The sequence below is a fragment of the Bacillus sp. D48C genome, from assembly GCF_053345735.1.
Genome location: NZ_JBKFAQ010000005.1, coordinates 95850 through 117251, shown reverse-complemented (window position 1 = coordinate 117251; position 21402 = coordinate 95850). Strand labels below are relative to the sequence as shown.

The following is a 21402-nucleotide window of genomic DNA, read 5'->3' as shown; positions in this document are numbered from 1 at the left end:
GCCCCTCAAGCTCTAAGCCTTTTCATTTCTAACAATACTTCTTCAGCTTTTTGTTCATACGATAAATCTTTAAAGAAATCTGCCAACCTTTTATAATCATTGTAAGCATCTAATAAATCGTCCATCCTTTCTATTTTCATCACTTGTTGTTTTTGTTTCATTTTTACTGGATAACGATAACCTGATACTTCTTGTATTTTGTAATACTCATCCTCTACTTGAACGACCTTTACAAGTTCTTCCTCCTCTGCATCCATCGTATACCCGTCAAATTCTCTAAGTAGTTCATAAATGATATGAGTCCATTCATCTTTTGGATAAAATCCCTTTTCTAACCGATAACCGACAATGCGATACATATGCCCATCGTTTTCTGCAAACTGTACTGTATCATTTAACTTAAACTTAAAATAACGAAACATTGCCTTCACCTACTTGTATGTAATGTTCTTATCACATACTATTTGCAAAATGTAGGTCTTGCTATTCATAAAAAAATGCTCATCAATATGATGAGCATTTTTTTATGATGATTTTTCTCGTTTTTTTCGAAATGGCAACCACCAGTTCCAGTCTCCAAATAACTTCATTAAGCTTGGTACGAGCATAAGACGAATAATTGTTGCATCAAGAAATATTGCTAATGCGACGCCAAGCCCCATCTGCTTTACTGGTAAAATATCAGTAAATGCGAATGCACCCGTTACAACAATCATTATTAAAGCAGCTGATGTAATGATTCTACTTGTTGAAACGAGCCCTTCTAACGTTGCTTGATCGTTATCTCCTGTTTCTTCATAGAGCTCATGAATGCGTGAAATAAGAAATACTTCATAATCCATACTAAGCCCAAATACGAGGCCAAAAATGAAGATTGGTAAGACAAACAGAACCGGACTCGCTTCTAAACCGAAATGACCACCTTCAAATAACCAAACAACAATTCCAATGGTTGCACTTAAACTAAGTATATTCATAATAATTGCCTTAATTGGAATGAGTATAGATCGGAATGCAAATAATAATATAACAAAGGTCGATCCAAATATAACAGACATACCAATTACAACTTTATCTTTAATTTCATCTTCTAATTCTTGTTGAAACGTCGTCATTCCGCCTAGATAATACGTAACATCCGTTTCTTTATAGTTCTTTTTAAAGTCACGCACCCACTGTTTTGCAGTCTCTGTACGTGGTTTTGTTTTCAAAAAGACTTCTATCGTCGTCTTATTCCCTTTCGTGTATGCTTCAAATACAGGAGTTAGTTTCGCTGACTCTGGCGACTGCAATATTCCAACAACTTGATCTGCTTTCATTCCAGTTAACCCGTCGTATAAACTTCTTACTTCATGTACTTTCTTATCATCTTTTAACTTTTGAACGACTTCTTCTATCTTTTGTAGACTTTCTTTTTCTTTCATATCTTCTTTCGTCTCTACAACTAACATAACATCAGCGTGTGTTTTGACAGTTTCATTAAATGCTTCTTCATACTTTTCATATGCAATCCTTGTATCACTCTTTTCAGGTAAAGCTTCAACACCAGGGAACTGCAAATTAGCTGTACGTAACGGCAATAAGCAAATAACAATAAATGTTGTAACAACAATAATCATTGCGATTGGATGTTTCATTACAAATTGTGCAAATTTACGCCATGCTTTTGCCGGCGTATGTGCTACTTGATTCTTTTTTAATATTCTTTTACCTATTAACGATAATAGCGCTGGAAGAAGTGTGAGTGAGAATAAAATACTCATAATCACAACAATCATTCCGCTAATCGCGACAGATTGAATATAATCTATCTTAAAGAAAAACAAACCTGACAACCCAACAAATACGCATAATCCTGAAAATACAATTGCACGTCCTGCCGTCTGATATGTAATTGCTATCGCTTCTTTTACCGTTCGTTTAGCAACTTCCTCTCGAAAACGGTTCACAAATAATAGCGCAAAATCAATAGATAGTGCAAGTCCAATCATCGGTGCAACGTTTAACACGAAAATAGAAAGTTCTTTATCCACACCGATAAAATACAATATACCCATCGTGCTAATAACACTAAGCGCCCCATTCAAAATCGGTAAAATTGATGCCAAAAGGCTACCAAACGAAAATAGTAATACAAGAAACGCAATTGGTAATCCAATCATTTCTGCTACTTTTAAATCATTTTGCGTTCTTTCATTAATCTCTTGATTAATTTTCGGAAATCCTGTAGGTGTTACTTTTAATGCTACATTACTTTCTTTCTCAATCTCATCAGCAAATTGTAATGTCTTTTCCATTCTTTCTTTATTTGTTTTCCCGGAAAATAAAATTGTCGCATAACCGATATCACCTTGTAGCATTTCTTTATTTTGGATTGGGTGATGGAAAGATTCATAGTTCTCTTTCTCTTGAACATTCTTTACAATTTCATCTATTCGTTTTTTAAATTCCTCATGCGAAGCATCTTTATTTTTCTCAAAAACGAGCAGAAGCGTATCTTGAGACCTCTTAAAATCTTTATCTAAAATTTCTTTTGTTTTTTGATAGTCGCCTTCCGTTTGGAAACCGTCACCACCTAATACTCCCGGTAGCTTTGGAGCAAAAATCCCAAGTGCGATTGCGAGCAACAGTAACGCTACAATTACTGTATAACGAAATTGATACAAAAAAGCTCCTAACTTGCCCCACTTATCAACTTTATGAACATTTGTCTTCACACATTTTCACCTACTTTAAATAATTCAATTGTCACTTATACTGTATCATATCTTTATACAAACAAAAAACGCCTAGGAACACTATAATGATAGTTTTTCCAGGCGTTTTTTCTATCTCTCTTTATTAAACCCCAATCTCTCAGTAAGTAAACGATGATAGTAAATAGCGATAACTAACAAAATACCACCTACGCAGTAACCAGCTAAAATATCAGTTGGGTAATGTACATTTAAAATGACTCTACTTAATCCAATCGATAGAATTACTGTGCCCATCAAAATCGTTGTGACACATTTCCCAGCTATGCTTTTCAAATTAGCAGCAATGATATAAGCAAGAAATCCAAATGTCATAATTGATAGCATTGCATGTCCACTAGGAAAACTATATCCAAGTGCATCTAGCGCTTCATTTAATGACGGACGTTCTCTCTGTACAATCTCTTTTATCCCTTTATTCACAAGATGTGTTATTAAAATTCCCAGTGGATACACAATCATCGTAGCATAATAACGCTTCTTCCAAAAAACAAGCAAACTTATAACGAGCGTAGCGACTATCCCAATTGCTGATCCCAATTTTGTAAAGTACGAGAAAAATGTAAGGGAACTCTCCGTTTGTAGCCCTTTTACTAATCCACGGACATATGTATCCATCACGGTAACGCCACCTGCATGTACGCGCCAAGCAACAATACCAAATACAGCAAATAATAAAGCAATACACATTATCTCATATTGATGTAACTTCTTCTTCAAACGATTTCCTCCTACTATGAAAAAATGCGATTTCTACTTTAGAAACCGCATTTCCTTACTTATTTACCTTTTGTTTTTAGCTCCGTCCAGTAACGATCATAGTCTTTTAACTTATCATCTACATCAACAAGCCATTCTGTACGATCTAACTCTTCTTTCGTTAAGAAAATCATGTGATTATCACGGTATTCTTTACTATGAAGAGGATGAGCTTTTTCATTTGGATTACTGTAACCAATTGACTCGTAGTTTTTCACACTTACTTTTTCATCTAGTAAGTAGTTCATAAATTTCTCAGCAAGCTCTTTATGTTTTGCACCTTTTGGAATTGCTAACGTATCAGCCCAAATTGTTCCGCCTTCTTTTGGTACAACGTATTCTACATCTTTATTATCTTTTGCGATAAATGCTGCATCTCCAGACCAAACTGTTCCGATCCAAGCATCTTCTGTAATGAATTTTTGTTTAATGTTGTCTGTATCAAATGCTAATAAGTTTGGAAGCAGCTTCTTTAAATCATCTGCTGCTGTCTTTAACTCTGCATCTTCTTTCGTACTGTTTGAGAAACCGTGCTTCTTAAGACCCATTCCTAATACTTCACGAGAATCGTTTAGTAACGTTACATGTCCTTTATATTTCTCATTCCATAAGTCAGCCCAGCTTGTAGGTGCTTCTTTCACATACTTTTTATTGTATGCAATCCCTGTTACACCCCAAGTGTACACTAAAGAATATTTATTCTCTGGATCAAACGCCGGTGTTTTGAAATTAGAAACCATGTTTTCGATATTTGGGATATTCTTTTTATCTAACGGCGCTAATAAATCCATTTTCGCCATTGTTTTAACCATGTAATCAGATGGCTGAATTAAATCATACTTTGCGCCACCAGCTTGTAATTTCGCAAGCATTTCTTCGTTACTTGCGTACTTATCATAGTTAATTTTCACATTATATTTCTTTTCAAAATCTCTTAGCACTTGCTCATCAAAATTGTCAGCCCAGCTATAAATATTTAATTCTTCTTTTTTTTCACCACAACCAGCAAGTACACCAGCAACAAGGCTAAAGCTAATTGCTGCGCCAGCTATTCTTTTCATTAATTTCATCGGTTTATTACCCCCTCGTACTTTCTATATCATTCGTATTATAAAGGAAGGTGTCCTCCAGAGTTTTCTTCACCATCTGCACCTTTGTTACGGAAGATTTCAGATAGAACCATTAATCCTACGATAGCAACAATTAAAATTGTAGAAAGAGCATTAATTTCTGGTGATACTCCGCGCTTAACCATACTGTAAATGTATAATGGCAATGTTGTTGATCCTGGTCCTGATACGAAGAAACTAATTACAAAATCATCAATTGATAATGTGAATGTTAATAATGCTGCCGAAATAACTCCCGGTGCAATTGCTGGGAACGTTACATAACGAAACGTTTGCCAAGGCGTTGCTCCTAAATCATTTGCAGCTTCTTCTAAGTCACGTCCCATACTTGAAAGACGCGCAGCTAAAATAACAACAACAAACGAAATACTAAATGTAATATGTGCAATAATAATCGTTGTTTGTCCAAGTTCCATTCCTAACTGACTGAAAAGAATTAGTAAAGATAATCCCATTAAAATATCAGGAATTAAAATTGGTAAATATACAAGGCCATTAATAGCCCCTTCGAAACGATATTTATAACGATGTAAAGCAATCGCAAAGAATACGCCAAGTACCGTTGTCACAATCGTTGTTATAACTGCAATCGTAATACTATTTACAAATGCATCAATAACATCTTGTTTTTGAAATAAATCTGTATACCAATGGAATGTAAAACCTTCCCACTCCGCATTAATGCGAGAGTCGTTGAAAGAATAGACCATTAAAACCATCATTGGAAAATACAAGAATAACAAAATTAACCAAGAATAAGAAACTAAAAACTTCTTCATCTTTGCCTATTCCCCTCCGTTCTCATTATATTTATATACTTTCGTTGCACGATAATATAAGTAAATTAACAGAACAGAGAATAGAACAACGATAATCGATAACGCAGATCCAAACGGCCAGTCACGTGCACCTAAGAATTGGTTTTGAATAACGTTTCCGATTAATGCTACTTTCGATCCGCCCATCACGTCTGATACAACAAACATTCCGATAGAAGAAACGAATACTAAAATAGAACCAGTCGCAATTCCTGACATTGTCATCGGCACTGTTATATTCCAAAATGCCTTTATTGGTGTTGCTCCTAAATCATAAGCCGCTTCTAGCTTACGCTTATCTAGCTGCTCAATTGCTGCATACACTGGTAAGATCATAAATGGTAATAAAGAATAGACCATTCCGAGTATTACAGAAGGAGTATTATATAATAAATTTAACGGTTCACTAATAATACCAAGCTTTAATAACAACGTATTCACAAGGCCTTGTGAACGTAAAATAACAATCCATGCGTATGAACGAACAAGAAAGTTAATCCAAAACGGGATCGTTGCCAATAATAAAAGAATAGAACGATATTTGCGGTCAACAATTGTAATTGTATACGCAAATGGATAACCAATTAATAAACATATTACTGTAGTAATAACTGCGATTTTAACAGTTTCCCATAATGTCCCTAAGTACAATGGATCAAACACACGGGATATATTCTCCAGCGTAAATTGCATTTCTACTGTCCCGTAAGCTCCGCGCTGCATGAAGGCGAATCCTAATACGAATACGAGCGGGATTAGGAAGAAAATTAATAACCACGCGACTGTAGGTAGTGCGAGTAATTTCCCTTTTTTCAATTTAAGGTCACCTCGTCCTCTTGCTCCCAGCCTACATATACATTATCTCCAATGCTCCACTGCGCTGCCTCTTCAGCAGTTTGATATGCCATTAGTAATTCTGATGTTTTCTCATCACGTACATAAAGCTTCTCCATATTTCCGACAAACTCTATATCTTCAATATGTCCAAGATGGTATTCTTTTAAAATTGGTTCTTCAACCGAACGTACTTTTACATTTTCAGGGCGAATTGCTACATAGCCTTCCCCGTTTTTCACAATATTATTTTCACCGATGAATGTCGCAACGAACAACGTTTTCGGCTTATTATAAATTTCTTTCGGCGTTCCGATTTGTTCGATATGTCCTTTATTCATAACCACGATACGATCGCTCATGCTCATTGCTTCTTCTTGATCGTGCGTTACGTATATGAACGTAATTCCTAAATTACGTTGTAAGTTTTTCAATTCACGTTGCAAGTCTTTTCGTAACTTAAAGTCAAGCGCTCCAAGTGGCTCATCTAATAGTAATACACGCGGATTATTTACAATTGCTCTTGCAATTGCAACACGCTGCTGTTGTCCACCAGAAAGCTTCGCAGGTTTACGATTACGGAACTCAAGTAACTGCGTTAAACGCATTGCCTCTTCAGCACGCTCTTTCTGCTCTGCTGCTGATACTTTCTGCATTTTCATACCAAAACAAATATTCTTCTCCACTGTCATATGTGGGAATAGTGCGTAATGTTGGAACACTAGGTTCATATGACGCTTATATGGCGGTAAATCGTTAATTCTTTCATCATCTAATAAAAGATTCCCTTTAGTTGGAGTTTCAAATCCTGCGATCATACGAAGTAAAGTCGTTTTCCCGCAGCCACTCGGCCCTAAAATTGTTAAAAACTCTCCCTCTTTAATATCTAAAGAAAGAGGTGGGATAATCACTTGATTTCCAAAATGTTTTTCAACTGCTTCAACTTTAATAATCTTTTTCATTTTCCCGTCCTATCTACCTTAAATTTTAAATTTTTATATTCATGAATAAATATTTATGTTCTATAGACTATTTTTTGTTTCGATCCAAACAAAAATGGTTATTTAGCAAGCGTTCGTTTCTATTCTTTATGTAGTATGTTTGATTCATTTTCGCATGATACATAACGTCGAACAGAAAAACCCCTTCCATTGCGAAGGGGCTATTATCATACGGCTGCGCCTACTGATAAACACCATCATCATTTTAACAACTTTCGTATGAATTTTAAAGCACTTTTTGTAGAAGAGTAACGAATTTTCATGTCGAATGCTGTAGATTGGGCTAAAATGCTTTTATAATGTGAAAAAGTCCGAAAACTTTCTTTCCCATGATAACCCCCTAATCCACTACTTCCAACACCCCCAAAAGGTAAATATGGCGTGGCAAGATGATAGACAACATCATTAATACAGCCTCCACCATATGAAATATTACTCGTCACTTTCTTTTGTACTTCTTTATCTTCAGAAAATACATATAACGCTAACGGCTTCGGATGTTGCTGAATTGTGCCAATTACATCTTCTATATTGTCGTACTCTATGATTGGTAAAATCGGGCCAAAAATTTCATCTTCCATAACAGCATCTTGCCATGTAGTATCCGCTAGTACTGTCGGCTCAATATGTAATGTATCTTTCTTATAGTTTCCACCAATTACGACTTGACCATCTTGTAAAAATCGACATAATCGTTCAAAATGACGCTCACTTACAATACGCACGTAATTTTCATTTTGCAAAGGTTCTTTACTATACTGCTCTGTAATTTCATGTCGCATTGCCTCAATTAGCTTTTCTTTCACGGAAGAATGCACGTACATATAATCAGGCGCTACACACGTCTGCCCTGCATTTAAAAACTTACCCCAAACAATTCTTCTTGCTGTCATCTCTATCTTTGCATCTTTATGTACAATACAAGGACTTTTCCCGCCAAGTTCTAACGTAAGCGGCGTCAACTGTTTCGCTGCTGCTTCCATTACAACTTTTCCAACGCCAACACTACCAGTAAAGAAAATATAATCAATCGGTTCCCTCAGCAAAGATGTACTCTCTTCAACGCCACCTTCTACTACCGCTACAAGCTCTTCTGGGAATAACTCACCTAACATTCTCTTAAGCACTTTTGAAACGCTTGGCGTTAACTCTGACGGCTTTAAAACGATTGTATTTCCAGCTGCCAGTGCTCCTACAAGTGGTGCAATTGCTAATTGGAACGGATAGTTCCACGGTGCAATAATAAGCGTAACACCATACGGTTCTGGCACTACTTTTCCTTTTGATCCAAAATGAGTCAGTGCTGTTCGAACTCGCTTTGGTTTACTCCACGATGACATATGTTTCAATTGAAAAGAAATTTCTTTTAATACATATCCAACTTCCGTTGTAAACGACTCGTGAACTGACTTATTTAAATCTAATTTCAATGCCTGAAATATTTCTTCTTCAAAACGCTGAATGCCTTCATAAAGCCTCTTCAAATTATTCTTTCTCATTTCGATGCTTCTCGTATGCCCTTTTAAAAAATATTCCTTTTGCCTACTTACAATAGAGGAAATACTCATTCACTCACCTTCTCCCACTATTTTTATCCAGTTCTTTCATTATTTATATAGACTTCATATATAATAAATTTCTATTCTTAAAGTTACATTATATATGACTTTTTCAACTATATAAAATTCATTGCTCACAAAAAAACTACCGAAAGAAAATCTCTCGGTAGTTTCACAGTATTAACGATATAAACGAACAGCACCTGCAGAATTATCATCAGCTTGTCCTACTACTTCAAACTTCAGACCAAGCTTCGGTAAAATACGTCCTGCATCTGGAATCTGTTGATTAATATACGTTTTCGAATCATCAAACTTCGCTACACCCGCTAAGCCATCATACGTATACGTTCCACGCGTTGGAGATACAACTTTCCAAGCTGGCGTTTTATCGAATGAGAATGCCGCATCAGCGATTTGGAATCGTGTACTACTATCAATTGTTGGTTTACCATTTAAAGTTCCTACAATTGCTTCTGGATGAGAATCAACTACACCAAGGAAACCATGTCCTGGATGTAAACCAACCCAGTTATCTGCGTAAGCTGAGTCTGCATACCATACAACCATACCTGAGTTATATTCTGGACCGCGAGCAAATTTCAATGCGCTATCTGATCCAGTATGGTTTCTCCACTCTACGTAGTAGTTATGTTTTTTCTTCTCTGTTCCGCTAGATACAACGAAACCATCTAATTTTAATTGTGGTGTACCTTCAGCATCATCTGAGAATGTAACTTTACCATCTACTGTTAATGACGCATTATCAAGTAGGAAACCATTTAATGCTAAACCACCATCCGTAATGTACTCAAACGTTAATTTTACTTTTTTACCTTTGAATTGACTTAAATCATATGATTTGTCAATCCATTTTCCATTTGTCGAATCTGCATTTCCACTATTTGCTTTCTCGCCAAGTCTTTCAATTAACGTTTTTTGACCATCTTCTGTTACAGCATGTACTTCAAGGAAATCATACTCTGCTTCGATTTCATATAACGATTTGAAATCAAATTTCGCATTCGTTGCATTCGTTAAATCGAACAGTGGTGTTTCTAACGTTGTATGAAGATTATCACCTTTTGTGCTGTAGTAATACTGCTTACCAAATGCTGGTGCAATTGTTTTTACATCTTTATCTGGTAAGTTAACACGAATCATACCTGGACGGTTAGATTTCGTAACACTTTGGTCTAAATATGTTGCTAGACCGATACCTTTATTTAATTTCTCGTAATCTACTTCTACGATATTTGCCCAGTTACCACCAATTGTTTTTTGGAAAAACTCTTTATTTTGTGGTGAGAAACTCGTTGGTGTTGTTCCAGCGATTTTACCAGCCCAGCTGCCGCCACTCATAACAGACCAAGCTTGAATTGGCTCACCATGACCCGTATAGTCTGTATCATACTCATCTGGTAAACCTAAATCATGGCCATATTCATGCGCGAATACACCAACTGCGCCATCTTCTGGTTCAATTGTATAGTCGAATGCTGCCATCTTTCCGCCCCAATATGGAACTTTCGCTTGTGTGCCTTCAATTGCGAATGGTTTTGGTCCAACTGTCCAGCGATGTGACCAAATTGCATCATCACCTAATTTACCACCGCCAGCTTCTTGTCCAACACCCGCATGAATAATCATTAAGTGATCGATTAAACCGTCTGGTTGATTTTGATTTCCATCACCATTTACATCGTATTGATCGAACTGATCAAACTGTGATAAATCAAGACCGCTATCTACAGCTGCTTTTAATGCATCTTTTACTAGATCACGTGGTCCTTTTGGTCCTTTATTATCATGACCTGTAGCAGCATCTGCACCATAATCAGCAGCTTTACCAGGAACTGTTAACCATTTTGTAACTGTTCCGTCCACTGTGTAACTACCACCGGATTGCTCTTCGTAATATTGTTTAAATGTTTCGATTTTGCTTCCATCCTCTAACGCGAATGGCTCATCACCGAATAACATTTTTTCATAGTGTTCTTTGTTAAAGTCTTCCGAATACATATAACCAGGTTCTTTATCGATGTTGTTATGTTTAAAATCAGCGTACTCTACAAGTAAAACAAGTACCTTATCTTTACGAACATCGCCGTTATATGCTTTTTGTTTTGCTGGAGAAGTTGGTACTTTACCATTTAGTCCGCCTTTAACTGGTCCTGTCGCTGCAGGTGTCCCTGTTGCTGGCTGATTTAGTTTTTCTTTCGTATCTGCTTTCGCATCTTTCACTTTCTTTAAAAAGTCAGATGCTTCTTTCGTAAGTTGATCCCCATTTGTTGCTTCTTTCCCAGGATTTTCACCCTTTTTGTCCTCTACATACTTTTCAACAGCTTTCTTTGTTTCTTTCTCTGAAGCTGAAGAATCAATTACCCCACGTTTTTTCAGTGCATCTGCTAAACGCTCTTCTGGAATTAAATGATCATCCACTGGGCTCGTAGCTGTTTTATTCACAGGTGTTTCAGCATATGCCGATTGAGTGCCAGCTCCGAATGAAAGGCCTAATACAGCTGTCAAAGCGATTGATGACAAAACTTTGAACGGTTTCTTGTTCATCCCTTATTTCCTCCCCTAATAAATAATATGTATTACAAATTAAATTTTATTAAAAATTCAATATTTTTTCAATATTTAGTCATATTATGTAATGTTTTTAATATATTTGTAAAAATTTCATAGTTAGCATACGGATATATCACAATTCAACAATGTTTTCTGAAAATATTGAAAGTTTTTATCGAACAATTTATAATTTCCATAGAGGGAGTTTAATGGGGATTTTATCTTTGTTTCATCTACAAAGTATTTGATAATTCACTATATAAAACACAAAGTCCGATTGCATTATCATGTATTCTGTAGCAGCAATTATGACCGATAATTAGGGAGGAATTACATTTGTACAAAGATAAGACAGACGCACTGGATCAAGAATGGATTGATTTAATACTTGAAGCTCTAGATGCTGGTATCGCCATGCAAGACATCGAACAATTTTTCCAACGTATGAAGCCATCCAGTCAGGCTCAATAGGTTTGTTCTTTTTAACGAAGTTTATGTTATAATAATGACATCATAAGACAACTACATATTGATAGAAAGGTGCGCAAATATGATTGGAGAACGTATAAAACGCCTTCGTTTACAAAAAGGTATTTCATTAACTGAACTTGCCGAAAAAGCTGGCGTTGCTAAATCTTACATTAGTTCTATAGAACGAAATTTACAAAAAAACCCTTCCATTCAGTTTCTTGAAAAGATCGCAGCAGTTCTACAAATTCCAGTTGATACTTTACTTCATGATGAAACAACAAAGGCAACTAACCTAGACTCCGAATGGACACAACTCGTTAAAGATGCAATGAACTCTGGTGTCTCCAAAGAACAATTTCGTGAATTTCTTGAATTTACAAAGTGGAAGCAAAATCAAAAATAATAATAGAAAGAAGTGCTTACAACCAGCACTTCTTTTTCTTTATAAAAAAAAGCGGGAATACCCGCTTTTTTATTATTTTTCTTCCCCAGCTTCTTGGTTAGCATTGAATGTCCATTCTAAATTCAATGTATCACCTTGGAAGATATTTTGGTCTTTTCCATCATCTACAAATTCAAATTGTACCCATAGATAATCCTCTGTACCAGCTGCTAATCCACCCTTTTCTCCCCACTCAGGAGCAAAGATGTCTTTAGCTAAAAGATCTGGATCAACTTTTTGTAAGTCTGCTAAAGTTGTTTCGTATACAGGCTCACTTTGTTTATCCCAGTTCCAAAGGAATTTTACTTTAACGTGCTTACCAAAGTCTTCACCAGCATTATCACCTTTTGCATCTTTAACAGTATACTTTGTTGCTAATTTAACGTCTTTAATAGTTAACGAACCGCTGTTTTGTAATAAGAACTCTTTCTTAACAGAATCCCCTGGTTTTAAATCTTTAATATCTACAAGCGTCTTAGGGTTTAATGTAAGGTCTAACGTCCCAGCTGCAAATGTATTGTTTGATACTTCTTTATCGCTAAAGAATGCAAATGTTCCTCCACCAATTAAAGCTAACCCCAATGCTGCTGATGCAACTCCCATACCTAATTTCTTTTTCAGACTCACAATCAATTCCCCCTAGCTTTTTTTTATATTTTTATCACTTATTTTTCAATAAGAGATGTAAAGAAAACTATATTAGCTTAGCTAATATGTGTTCTTTTTTAAAAACCTTATGTTCATTATAACGAACAACCCTATATAAACACAACACATATTTATTAATATTTTCAATTATTTTTATTTCTCAATATTATTTAGATTTTTCAGAAAAAACAATGATGATTTATAACTTTTTTCACACTCAAATGCATTTAATACTATAAGAAAAAAGAAAAACAAAGAGGTGAGGGCTAACGTTCCCTCACACTCATATAAATATTACTAGTTTTGCTTATTCGTTCATTATCTCTTGCACCACATTCTTGTTTTCCAGCCGTTTCACTACAGCAGTTACTCCGCTTTTTTCTGTTCTTCTGCTTTCTTTTGCTCTTCTACTTTCTTCTGTTCTTCTACTTTCTTCTGTTCTTCGGCTTTCTTTTGTTCTTCTACTTTCTTCTGTTCTTCTACTTTCTTCTGTTCTTCTACTTTCTTTTGTTCTTCTACTTTCTTTTGTTCTTCGGCTTTCTTCTGTTCTTCTACTTTCTTTTGTTCTTCGGCTTTCTTTTGTTCTTCTGCTTTCTTCTGTTCTTCTACTTTCTTCTGTTCTTCCGCTTTCTTCTGTTCTTCTACTTTCTTTTGTTCTTCTGCTTTCTTTTGTCCTTCCGCTTCAATTGCAACGTTTAATTGTTGCTGAAGAGCCTGAATTTGCTCATCAATAGCTTTCAAGCTAATTTCTTTCTCAATATAGTCATGTTTCTCTTTGATACTGCGAAAGCCTTCATTTACATATACGGACACTTGCTGCATCGACTCATCTTTATTTACCTTTAATTCTTCTTGTATTTGATTGTAAGGAGCCTCTATTTCAGTATATACATTTTGCAGAGCTTCCTTCTCAGCAACAATTTTCTCACGCCCTTGTTGCCATACAGAAATCGCCTGTTTTATTTCTTCAATAGAAGTTGCTTTCGATTTCCCCTTCATCGTTCCATACTCACGCTCAATAAACTGTTTATGTTTCTCAGATTGCTCTTTTAACGTATTAACTGTTTTCGGAAATATAATTGCTGTAGAAAGCGTCGCTTCCACTTTCGTTTCATGAATGAACGCCGCTTCTGTATACGTCATAATTTGAGATCCTAAATAAAACGTAATAGAACACATACACGGCAATATAAGCATCTTTTTAAAATTCCGCGGTCTTTTCAGCATCTTAATCTCCCCCATCGAACATTACGTTCTTTATACAGAACATTATCTATATTATAGTAAAGAACTATTAAAATTGATAGACAAATACTAGAAAAATAGAAAAAGGGCTATCCATGTGATAGCCCTTTTTGTTATTATCTTTCTTCACCTGCTGTTTGTTGTGCATCAAACGTCCAATTTAATTGTAACTTATCGCCTTGGAATTGATTTTGATCTTTTCCATTATCAACGAACTCAAATTTCACTTTGAATTTATCAGATTTACCTGCTGAAATACCTTTTTCATCCCAGAACCAAGCCGATAAATCATTATCTACAGCTGTAAGTGTGTCACCTTTTAATTTATCTAAAGTAGTTTGTTTCACAATTGTCTCATGCTTATCTACATTTTTTAAGAATGTTACTTTAATATGTTTACCAAAATCATCTTTATTATCTTTCTTTACATCTTCTACATTATAATCTGTTTTCAGTAGAACCTTTTTAATATCTAAAGAGCCTTTATTTTCTAGTTTAAATTCTTTTTCAATTGTATCCCCAGGTTTTAAATTCGATACGTTAACAACTGTTGATGGATTTAATGCTAAATCCAGTGTCCCAGCCGCAAATGTATTGTTTGACACTTCTTTATCACTGAAAAACGCAAATGTTCCTCCACCAACTAACGCTGCTCCTAGTACTGCTGATGTAATACCCATTCCTAATTTTTTCTTTAAAGTCATGTCCATATCCCCTTAATATATATTTGTTAACTTCCTAAACGGAAAGTATAACCAAACGAACTAGACGGATTGTTCTACTTTTTTATCTTTCTTTTCTCCGTCAATGCTACGAATAGCGCCAAAAATAGAAATCGCGGAATATCCAAGTAAAAAGACTCCTGGAATAATAAGAAGTAATGCTGCTCCCGCTTTTGAATTCGCATAATTCAGTAAATAACCAACGTACGGAACTGTAATATCTGCATACTTTCCAACTACATTTTCTGCAAGTACTGGCTCTAAATCTGGTCCGTTGTTGTTATCCCCTTTTGTTTCATACATTACTTTTCCATTTGTATCTTTCACACCGATAATACGGTGAGTGATAATTTTTTGATCTTTCTCTTTAAAGGTAATAACATCACCTTTTTGATATTTAGAACCATCTTTGTTTGGTTCTATTGCAATGATTGATCCTGTTAAAAACGTCGGCTCCATTGATCCTGAAAGAACGCTCTTAAATTGATATCCCATCACTGTCGGATCACCACCGCTCGCTTTTGAAGAAATAACTACAAAAGCTAAAAAAACCATCAATGCAAATAAAACAAATGAGATCGCGTTGCTAATTACCTTCCAAATTAATTTCATCGTCTCTCTCCCTCTCCGTTGTTTTATATTATTTGAAGTATGCAATGTTCATTTTGTTCTTTAACAAGAACACAAGTAAATGATATAACGAACTTTAGGTTATTGCAATAAGAAAATTTACAATTATTAGTTAAAAGTATTTTTAGCATAGAAAAAGACTGTGATAAAATCTCCACAGCCTTTTTTACTAATACGTTATTTTTCTTCTGTTTTCATTCCTTTTGTATTTCGGCGTAGCACTACATATAAAATGGCTCCAAATAGTACAAGTGCGCCTACCCCAAAACTTATTACTTTCACATTTGACTCTTTTTCTTCTGATACAATTGTATCTTTTTTAGGCATCGCAAAAGTGACATCTTCTGTTGAAAGAACATTTACCGTCGCAATTGTTTGATTATTTTTCGTAATATCAACTGCACCAACTACCTCACCACGATGAATTCCTTTATGATACAAAGATTCTTTATCTAATGAAGCTGCCCGGAAAATAGTTTTCACATTTTTCCCTTCATCTTTCTTAAGCATAAGTTCTGCACTTTTTTCAAGTTCACTATTAATATCTTTATTTAAATATGTTGTTTTTTGATGCCAACTATGTTTATCTAGTACAGTTTGCTTCACAAATTGACCAAAAGAATAGTCCGCCATCTGCTTCAAATCTTCATAAATTTCAGGTCTTTGAGAAGCCATTACTACATTTATAATACAATTTCCATCTTTCTCATTTAATAAAACAAGTGTATTACGCGCTTCATTCGTAAACCCTGTCTTACCGCCAATGCTATATGGATTTTCAAAAAAATTAGATTTATTAAAAATAGACACCGTCTGCCTAGACGTCGTAACTGTCGTTCTTTTCGTATTCATCGCTTGTAAAATTTCAGGATAATTTTGCACACCTTTCGTAATCATAGCCATATCATATGGCGTCGTATAATGATTCGGATCATGCAATCCATTCGGTGTTACAAAGTGACTATCTCTCGCTCCTAATTGCTTCGCTTTCTCATTCATCATATTGGCGAAATTTTCAACACTCCCGCCAATCCGCTCCGCAATCGCATACGACACATCATTCGCACTCAGCACCATTAAAATCATAAGCGCAGTATTTCTATTAATTGTCTCTCCAGGTTGAAACTCAATTTGATAATTACTCTTCTCTTGATCTAATGCTAATTGTGAAAATGTAAATTGATCCTCTGGCTTTGTATGCTCCATGAGTAGAATCGCTGTTAACACTTTCGTCGTACTAGCAGGATATGCGCGGTGATATGCGTTTTTGTCATACAAAACATCTCCTGTTTTCGCATCAATTGTCGTTGCAAACTGACTAAAAACATTTGGTCCTTCCGCAGGTGGTGGTGCAACTTGTTCTGGATTTACTCCAATATTCGTCTCAGCACGCAATGTCATAGGTGTCAACAAAAACAAACAAATAACTGTAATAAAAACCAAAATTTTCTTAAAATTTACCATATGACTCTCCCTTTTCCATTTAATCCCTTAACAAAATAATATATCTACCAATCATATGTAATTTGTATTAAACTGGAAGAATTTTCACTATTTTTTACTATATCATATTTTTACGATAAAGAACATAAATATACAATAAAAATAAGAAGGAATTACTCTTTCTTATCCTTCTCATCAATCAACGAATCTATTAACTTTTGACTAGCTTCCTCGGGCGTAATCTCATCCGTTATCCCCATAAACGACCAACCTTTAGAATCAACCCACTCAACAAACTCTTGTAAAAATTCATCATGTGTAACATCCACATCAAGAATCGATCCATTAATCGAAATCGTTCTATTTCTAGACACGCGCATCTTGAACGTTTTTCTTACCATTATAACTTTTCTCCCTCTACTCCTGAATATTTATAAAATAATCTTGTATCTCTGTTATACATGATTTTCAGTAAATTGTAAAAAGGATATATTGGCCAATTTAAATAGCAAAAATGAAAATCTCTTACCTACGTAAACGTAATACGACATATAACTGCTCATAAATTATTAAATAAATTCATAAAAACATACAGTTATGTGGATTTATTTAAGTAAGCCATTATAGCCTTTTGGAAGATATTATCTAAAATAGTATACTAAACGGATGAAGGATATTTGAATACAGAAACTGAGGCTTTCTATTTAGCTGGACTCTTAAGTGGTAGACTTAGAGACTGATGCCGAAATTCATATTTAATTTCTATTTCTGTACATAATATTGTAAGAAAGAAGGTAGTACTGTGAAAACAACAGAAAATTTTACTGACAGGGCCGATATATATGCACAATATCGTCCTAGTTATCCTAATGAATATATTGATTACTTACTTTCAGCTAACCAACTGAAAGGAAATCCGATTGTAGCTGATATTGGTTCAGGTACGGGTACGGGGATATTTAGCCGCCAGCTGCTTGAAAGTGGTTTACATGTTATTGGAGTTGAGCCAAATAATGATATGAGGAAGATGGCTGAGCAATCGTCAAAACTATATTCTCGTTTTCAATCCATAAAAGCAACTGCTGAAAATACCACTTTAAAAGAAAATAGTGTAGATTTAGTAACTGTTGCCCAAGCATTTCATTGGTTTGATAAAGAGGCTTTCAAAATTGAATGCCAACGAATTTTAAAACAAAAAGCAAACGTTGCTCTTGTTTGGAATAGTAGAGATTTAACTAGTCCACTTATTAAAGAGAACGCAGAAATTTGCCACATCAAATTCAAATGACTTTCGTACAATAAAGTAGAATATATTAGAAAACACCTTAAAATGAGGAGGAACTCAATGGCGCGTTGTACGTATTGTAAAACGAAGTGGAAAGTAAAAGACGTATGGTCGCTTCTCATAACATTTGAAAAAGATTGTCCGTATTGTTTTGGAAGACAATATATGTCTAATGATACTTTTCATCAAGCTAACGCCGCTTTACCACTGTTATTTTTATGCCCTTTAATTGTTGATTTAAGCGATGAAAATCCTTTAGATAAATACCGGAAATAATATAACGGCTACATTCAAAAACTACTTTTCACTGAATTTTCTTCTTATCATTATCCCTTCATACATTACTAGCATAATCGCTTATACTTTCCCTTTTGAAGATTCCGTAGCCCAGCAGGAATAGCGTCCTCTGAACAAGGTTTATCAATTATGACTAAAAAACAGTGATATATGTATACTGTTAAACATAAAAAATTAGCATTAGGTTCCAATCAAATATTAATTGAAACTCAGCACCGCTTGTATTCTGTAATTCAGAATACAAGCAGTGTTTTTTATTATGCATTTTTGCATACAGTATGATTTTCTCTTGTAAATAGATAATAATGGTATATAATAAAATCAACGTTTTACCAATAAAAGGTAATAAAAAGCAGTGTGATAAGTAAATAACCAAAACGTATTAACAGATTTGCTCTATGTAAATCATGATACATATATGGAATCAAAACTATGAAATTATATGTAGAGGTTAGATTACTACAAGATGAAAGATTCATAGCGAATACACTCGAGGAAAAAAGCGTTCGATTAGATTAATGTTATAAAACTACTTAATGTGGTATCTATGGAACGAATTGAGAATATACTTAGGGGGAATTTCAAGTGAAAACATTTGGTAAAGTATTATTAACAGGAGCTTTAGCTTTAGGTGGTTTAACAGCTATGAACATTGATACACCGAAGGCACATGCTGACGGAGCAAGCGAGTTCTGTCGTTATATTTGTGGTCCTAGCGAAACGGTGAACGGTGTTACAGTTCAGGTACACTCTACACAAGTTACTTTTGGTAACAGCGTAATTGCAAGAATTACAAATGACCGAGCGGAAGAAATTCATTACAATGTCAGCCTTGAAAAGAAATATGGCGATAGATGGGGAGAATTTGAAACCAACTTCCGTTGGCAAAATCAATGGGTCCCAGCTGGAAGCAATGATGAAATTGCAACTTTCACAGGATATGGCGATGATATTTATGAGGATGGAACATATCGTTATAAAGTCGAAATAAAAGACGCTGACGGTTCTATTGATACAATTTACACAGCAGGAATGACAGTTACAGGGCGATAGCTCATGACTGAGTTCCATTATTTATGATTTTATTTTTGATAATATCATTGATAATTGCGGTAATATTATTATTAAAATAAGCTCTTCGGAGCTTATTTTTTTATATAAAAATTGGAATGATAATATTCAGAAAATTACATCTTTACACTATTAAAGTTTGTTGCTATTATAGGAATACATCAAATGTTACAATATTCAACAGATTATACAAATCCTCCGATTACACGAATGAAATGAAAACACATTGCTGGTGGTAATATTTATAGTTGGGATCCCGTAGCTCAGCAGGGAGAGCGCCACCTTGACAGGGTGGAGGTCGTGAGTTCGAACCTCTCCGGGGTCATATTTGTAGAAACCGTGTCAAATTAATGTTTGATGCGGTTTTTATTTATTTACTTGCATACTCAACAACACCAGTGGTCACAGAATTGGTCACATTACCTACAAAATCTCTTCTATTTTATTCACTGCATCTTCTTGCATCGTTGGCAGTACATGTGAATAAGTGTCTAATGTGATTTTGATATTACTATGCCCTAACCGCTCGGAAATCACTTTCACATTCACACCTTTAGCCAATAACAGAGTTGCATGTGTATGACGTAAATCATGAAATCGAATCTTTGGCACAGCCGCTTTCTTAATCAAAGTGTTTAGACTTCGTCTAACATTAGCAGGATTAATTGGCGTTCCAGAAGGAGTACACATCACCAAGTCATTGTCTTGGTATTCCTCACCTTGACTCAGCTTCTCTTTCAATACGGTTGCTCTATGCTTCTTTAGCTTTGCTACTGTTGATGCAGGCAATAGTATCTTTCTTAAACTTGATTTTGTCTTTCCTCCAAGTAAGAACGTCTTCCCATCATGACTTAGCGTTTGACTAATAGTTAAATGCCCTTTTTCTAAATCAACATCTTTCCACCGAACCCCTAGCAATTCACCTTGCCGCATTCCAGTTACAAGAGCCATATGAAAGACAATAGAATAACTGCTATCCTGTGCAGTTTTCAAGAATAATTGTACTTCCTGCTCGTTCCATACCGTTAACTCTTCCTTATCACCTTTAGGTAACTTCGTTTTAGCTGCAACATTTTTAGTGATTAACTCCAAATCTATTGCATGTTCAAGAGAGTTCCGAATGATTTTGATTATCTTCTCAATTGTTCCTCGCTTTAAACCTTCGTCTCGCAGTGAATTAACGTAGTTTTGCATATGCAATGATGTTAACTTAGCTAGTTTGATATTGCCTAGAGAAGGGATGATACGACTGTTTAAGTACCCTTTCAGTACTTTCACTGTTTGGATACCAACACTGTGCTTCTTGGTATTAAACCAACTTTCCAGATATTCACCATAGAGAAGTTTGCTAGGTTCTACATATGTTCCAGTATGAACTTCTGAGAGCAGCATAGTTAAAGCATTTTCTGCTTCCTTTTTGGTAGCAAATCCTCTTTTCTTCTTTTGCTTTCTTTTACCTGTTAATGAGTCGATACCAATATCTACAATATAAAAATACTTTCCTGTTTTCTTATCTTTTTTGACGCTTCCATTCATCGTTAAGAGCCTCCTTGGAGTCCTTAACTGCTCTGTTATGGTATCTCTATTATAACGAATACGCACGCTATTCTCACACAATAAATTCCCATATTTTTCTCTAGCTAAACTGCTTTTATTCTTCCCCACATTTTTCTTAGTTAAATTTTCACCTCCTTCAAGGAGTACCTTAATTAAAATT

The 21402-nt window shown here is 35.1% G+C and carries 20 protein-coding genes, 1 tRNA gene and 1 pseudogene; 6 read left to right on the top strand and 16 right to left on the bottom strand.

Features of this window, described 5'->3' with window-relative positions:
- Positions 1-5 precede the first annotated feature (5 nt).
- The 9 genes from ACLBXA_RS14715 to inhA1 form a co-directional block, all read right to left on the bottom strand.
- Positions 6-422, bottom strand: a complete 417-nt coding sequence (locus tag ACLBXA_RS14715) for a hypothetical protein (RefSeq protein WP_000490302.1) — start codon at positions 420-422, stop codon at positions 6-8.
- Between the two features lie 102 nt (positions 423-524).
- The gene (locus ACLBXA_RS14710; protein ID WP_000856414.1) at positions 525-2717 is read right to left on the bottom strand and encodes an MMPL family transporter; all 2193 of its coding nucleotides are present in this window, start codon (positions 2715-2717) and stop codon (positions 525-527) included.
- Between the two features lie 111 nt (positions 2718-2828).
- On the bottom strand, positions 2829-3476 hold the full coding sequence (locus ACLBXA_RS14705; protein WP_000727779.1) for a phosphatase PAP2 family protein: 648 nt from the start codon (positions 3474-3476) through the stop codon (positions 2829-2831).
- Positions 3477-3535: 59 nt separating this feature from the next.
- Entirely contained in the window at positions 3536-4585 is a 1050-nt protein-coding gene (gene potD / locus ACLBXA_RS14700; protein ID WP_000772489.1) for a spermidine/putrescine ABC transporter substrate-binding protein PotD, read from the bottom strand.
- Positions 4586-4623: 38 nt separating this feature from the next.
- Complete coding sequence (potC, locus tag ACLBXA_RS14695; protein ID WP_000714192.1) at positions 4624-5424, bottom strand: spermidine/putrescine ABC transporter permease PotC; 801 nt, start codon at positions 5422-5424, stop codon at positions 4624-4626.
- Between the two features lie 6 nt (positions 5425-5430).
- Positions 5431-6279 carry a spermidine/putrescine ABC transporter permease PotB gene (gene potB / locus ACLBXA_RS14690; protein WP_000715500.1) on the bottom strand — a complete coding sequence of 283 codons (849 nt, stop codon included), beginning with the start codon at positions 6277-6279 and terminating at the stop codon, positions 5431-5433.
- A complete protein-coding gene (potA, locus tag ACLBXA_RS14685) occupies positions 6276-7259 on the bottom strand; it encodes a spermidine/putrescine ABC transporter ATP-binding protein PotA (RefSeq protein ID WP_000720333.1) in 984 nt (327 codons plus the stop codon). Before potA ends, potB begins: the two co-directional genes overlap by 4 nt.
- 239 nt (positions 7260-7498) lie before the next feature.
- The gene (locus ACLBXA_RS14680) at positions 7499-8866 is read right to left on the bottom strand and encodes an aldehyde dehydrogenase (protein ID WP_000028385.1); all 1368 of its coding nucleotides are present in this window, start codon (positions 8864-8866) and stop codon (positions 7499-7501) included.
- A 171-nt stretch (positions 8867-9037) separates the two neighbouring features.
- Positions 9038-11425, bottom strand: coding sequence for a M6 family metalloprotease immune inhibitor InhA1 (inhA1, locus tag ACLBXA_RS14675; RefSeq protein ID WP_001035950.1), 2388 nt, complete (start codon positions 11423-11425; stop codon positions 9038-9040).
- A gap of 342 nt (positions 11426-11767) precedes the next feature.
- Here inhA1 and ACLBXA_RS14670 point away from each other — a divergent pair, with 342 nt between their 5' ends.
- Both ACLBXA_RS14670 and ACLBXA_RS14665 read left to right on the top strand, forming a co-directional pair.
- Entirely contained in the window at positions 11768-11902 is a 135-nt protein-coding gene (locus ACLBXA_RS14670) for an anti-repressor SinI family protein (RefSeq protein ID WP_000276219.1), read from the top strand.
- A 79-nt stretch (positions 11903-11981) separates the two neighbouring features.
- Positions 11982-12305 (top strand): helix-turn-helix domain-containing protein, encoded by a 324-nt coding sequence (locus tag ACLBXA_RS14665; protein WP_000578875.1) that lies wholly within the window; start codon positions 11982-11984, stop codon positions 12303-12305.
- A gap of 72 nt (positions 12306-12377) precedes the next feature.
- On the opposite strand, the gene calY is transcribed toward ACLBXA_RS14665, so the two are convergent.
- The 6 genes from calY to ACLBXA_RS14635 all read right to left on the bottom strand — a co-directional run bounded on the left by calY (position 12378) and on the right by ACLBXA_RS14635 (position 17433).
- Positions 12378-12971, bottom strand: coding sequence for a biofilm matrix protein CalY (calY, locus tag ACLBXA_RS14660; protein ID WP_000053713.1), 594 nt, complete (start codon positions 12969-12971; stop codon positions 12378-12380).
- Positions 12972-13358: 387 nt separating this feature from the next.
- Complete coding sequence (locus ACLBXA_RS14655; RefSeq protein ID WP_063675122.1) at positions 13359-14219, bottom strand: DUF4047 domain-containing protein; 861 nt, start codon at positions 14217-14219, stop codon at positions 13359-13361.
- Positions 14220-14353: 134 nt separating this feature from the next.
- Positions 14354-14941 (bottom strand): CalY family protein, encoded by a 588-nt coding sequence (locus tag ACLBXA_RS14650; RefSeq protein WP_000172852.1) that lies wholly within the window; start codon positions 14939-14941, stop codon positions 14354-14356.
- 60 nt (positions 14942-15001) lie between these two features.
- The gene (gene sipW / locus ACLBXA_RS14645) at positions 15002-15571 is read right to left on the bottom strand and encodes a signal peptidase I SipW (RefSeq protein ID WP_000767802.1); all 570 of its coding nucleotides are present in this window, start codon (positions 15569-15571) and stop codon (positions 15002-15004) included.
- A 195-nt stretch (positions 15572-15766) separates the two neighbouring features.
- On the bottom strand, positions 15767-17053 hold the full coding sequence (locus tag ACLBXA_RS14640; protein WP_097826435.1) for a D-alanyl-D-alanine carboxypeptidase family protein: 1287 nt from the start codon (positions 17051-17053) through the stop codon (positions 15767-15769).
- Positions 17054-17205: 152 nt separating this feature from the next.
- Entirely contained in the window at positions 17206-17433 is a 228-nt protein-coding gene (locus ACLBXA_RS14635; RefSeq protein WP_000251862.1) for a hypothetical protein, read from the bottom strand.
- Positions 17434-17834: 401 nt separating this feature from the next.
- Here ACLBXA_RS14635 and ACLBXA_RS14630 point away from each other — a divergent pair.
- The 4 genes and pseudogenes from ACLBXA_RS14630 to ACLBXA_RS14615 all read left to right on the top strand — a co-directional run.
- A pseudogene (locus tag ACLBXA_RS14630) lies at positions 17835-18302 on the top strand (class I SAM-dependent methyltransferase); the annotation flags it as partial.
- Positions 18303-18377: 75 nt separating this feature from the next.
- The gene (locus ACLBXA_RS14625; protein WP_000090226.1) at positions 18378-18593 is read left to right on the top strand and encodes a hypothetical protein; all 216 of its coding nucleotides are present in this window, start codon (positions 18378-18380) and stop codon (positions 18591-18593) included.
- Between the two features lie 606 nt (positions 18594-19199).
- A complete protein-coding gene (locus tag ACLBXA_RS14620; RefSeq protein WP_000846651.1) occupies positions 19200-19667 on the top strand; it encodes a hypothetical protein in 468 nt (155 codons plus the stop codon).
- Between the two features lie 270 nt (positions 19668-19937).
- Positions 19938-20010, top strand: a tRNA-Val gene (locus tag ACLBXA_RS14615).
- Between the two features lie 98 nt (positions 20011-20108).
- Here ACLBXA_RS14615 and ACLBXA_RS14610 read toward each other — a convergent pair.
- Complete coding sequence (locus ACLBXA_RS14610) at positions 20109-21221, bottom strand: tyrosine-type recombinase/integrase (protein ID WP_447617302.1); 1113 nt, start codon at positions 21219-21221, stop codon at positions 20109-20111.
- Between the last annotated feature and the right edge of the window lie 181 nt (positions 21222-21402).

Excerpts from the sequence above, each read along its gene's own strand:
- ACLBXA_RS14715 (WP_000490302.1), bottom strand. The coding sequence starts at position 422 with ATGTTTCGTTATTTTAAGTTTAAGTTAAATGATACAGTACAGTTTGCA.
- ACLBXA_RS14610 (WP_447617302.1), bottom strand. The coding sequence starts at position 21,221 with ATGAATGGAAGCGTCAAAAAAGATAAGAAAACAGGAAAGTATTTTTAT.
- ACLBXA_RS14680 (WP_000028385.1), bottom strand. The coding sequence starts at position 8,866 with ATGAGTATTTCCTCTATTGTAAGTAGGCAAAAGGAATATTTTTTAAAA.
- potC (WP_000714192.1), bottom strand. The coding sequence starts at position 5,424 with ATGAAGAAGTTTTTAGTTTCTTATTCTTGGTTAATTTTGTTATTCTTG.
- ACLBXA_RS14655 (WP_063675122.1), bottom strand. The coding sequence starts at position 14,219 with ATGCTGAAAAGACCGCGGAATTTTAAAAAGATGCTTATATTGCCGTGT.
- ACLBXA_RS14625 (WP_000090226.1), top strand. The coding sequence starts at position 18,378 with ATGGCGCGTTGTACGTATTGTAAAACGAAGTGGAAAGTAAAAGACGTA.
- sipW (WP_000767802.1), bottom strand. The coding sequence starts at position 15,571 with ATGAAATTAATTTGGAAGGTAATTAGCAACGCGATCTCATTTGTTTTA.
- ACLBXA_RS14665 (WP_000578875.1), top strand. The coding sequence starts at position 11,982 with ATGATTGGAGAACGTATAAAACGCCTTCGTTTACAAAAAGGTATTTCA.
- ACLBXA_RS14640 (WP_097826435.1), bottom strand. The coding sequence starts at position 17,053 with ATGGTAAATTTTAAGAAAATTTTGGTTTTTATTACAGTTATTTGTTTG.
- potA (WP_000720333.1), bottom strand. The coding sequence starts at position 7,259 with ATGAAAAAGATTATTAAAGTTGAAGCAGTTGAAAAACATTTTGGAAAT.
- potD (WP_000772489.1), bottom strand. The coding sequence starts at position 4,585 with ATGAAATTAATGAAAAGAATAGCTGGCGCAGCAATTAGCTTTAGCCTT.
- inhA1 (WP_001035950.1), bottom strand. The coding sequence starts at position 11,425 with ATGAACAAGAAACCGTTCAAAGTTTTGTCATCAATCGCTTTGACAGCT.
- ACLBXA_RS14635 (WP_000251862.1), bottom strand. The coding sequence starts at position 17,433 with ATGGTAAGAAAAACGTTCAAGATGCGCGTGTCTAGAAATAGAACGATT.
- ACLBXA_RS14650 (WP_000172852.1), bottom strand. The coding sequence starts at position 14,941 with ATGACTTTAAAGAAAAAATTAGGAATGGGTATTACATCAGCAGTACTA.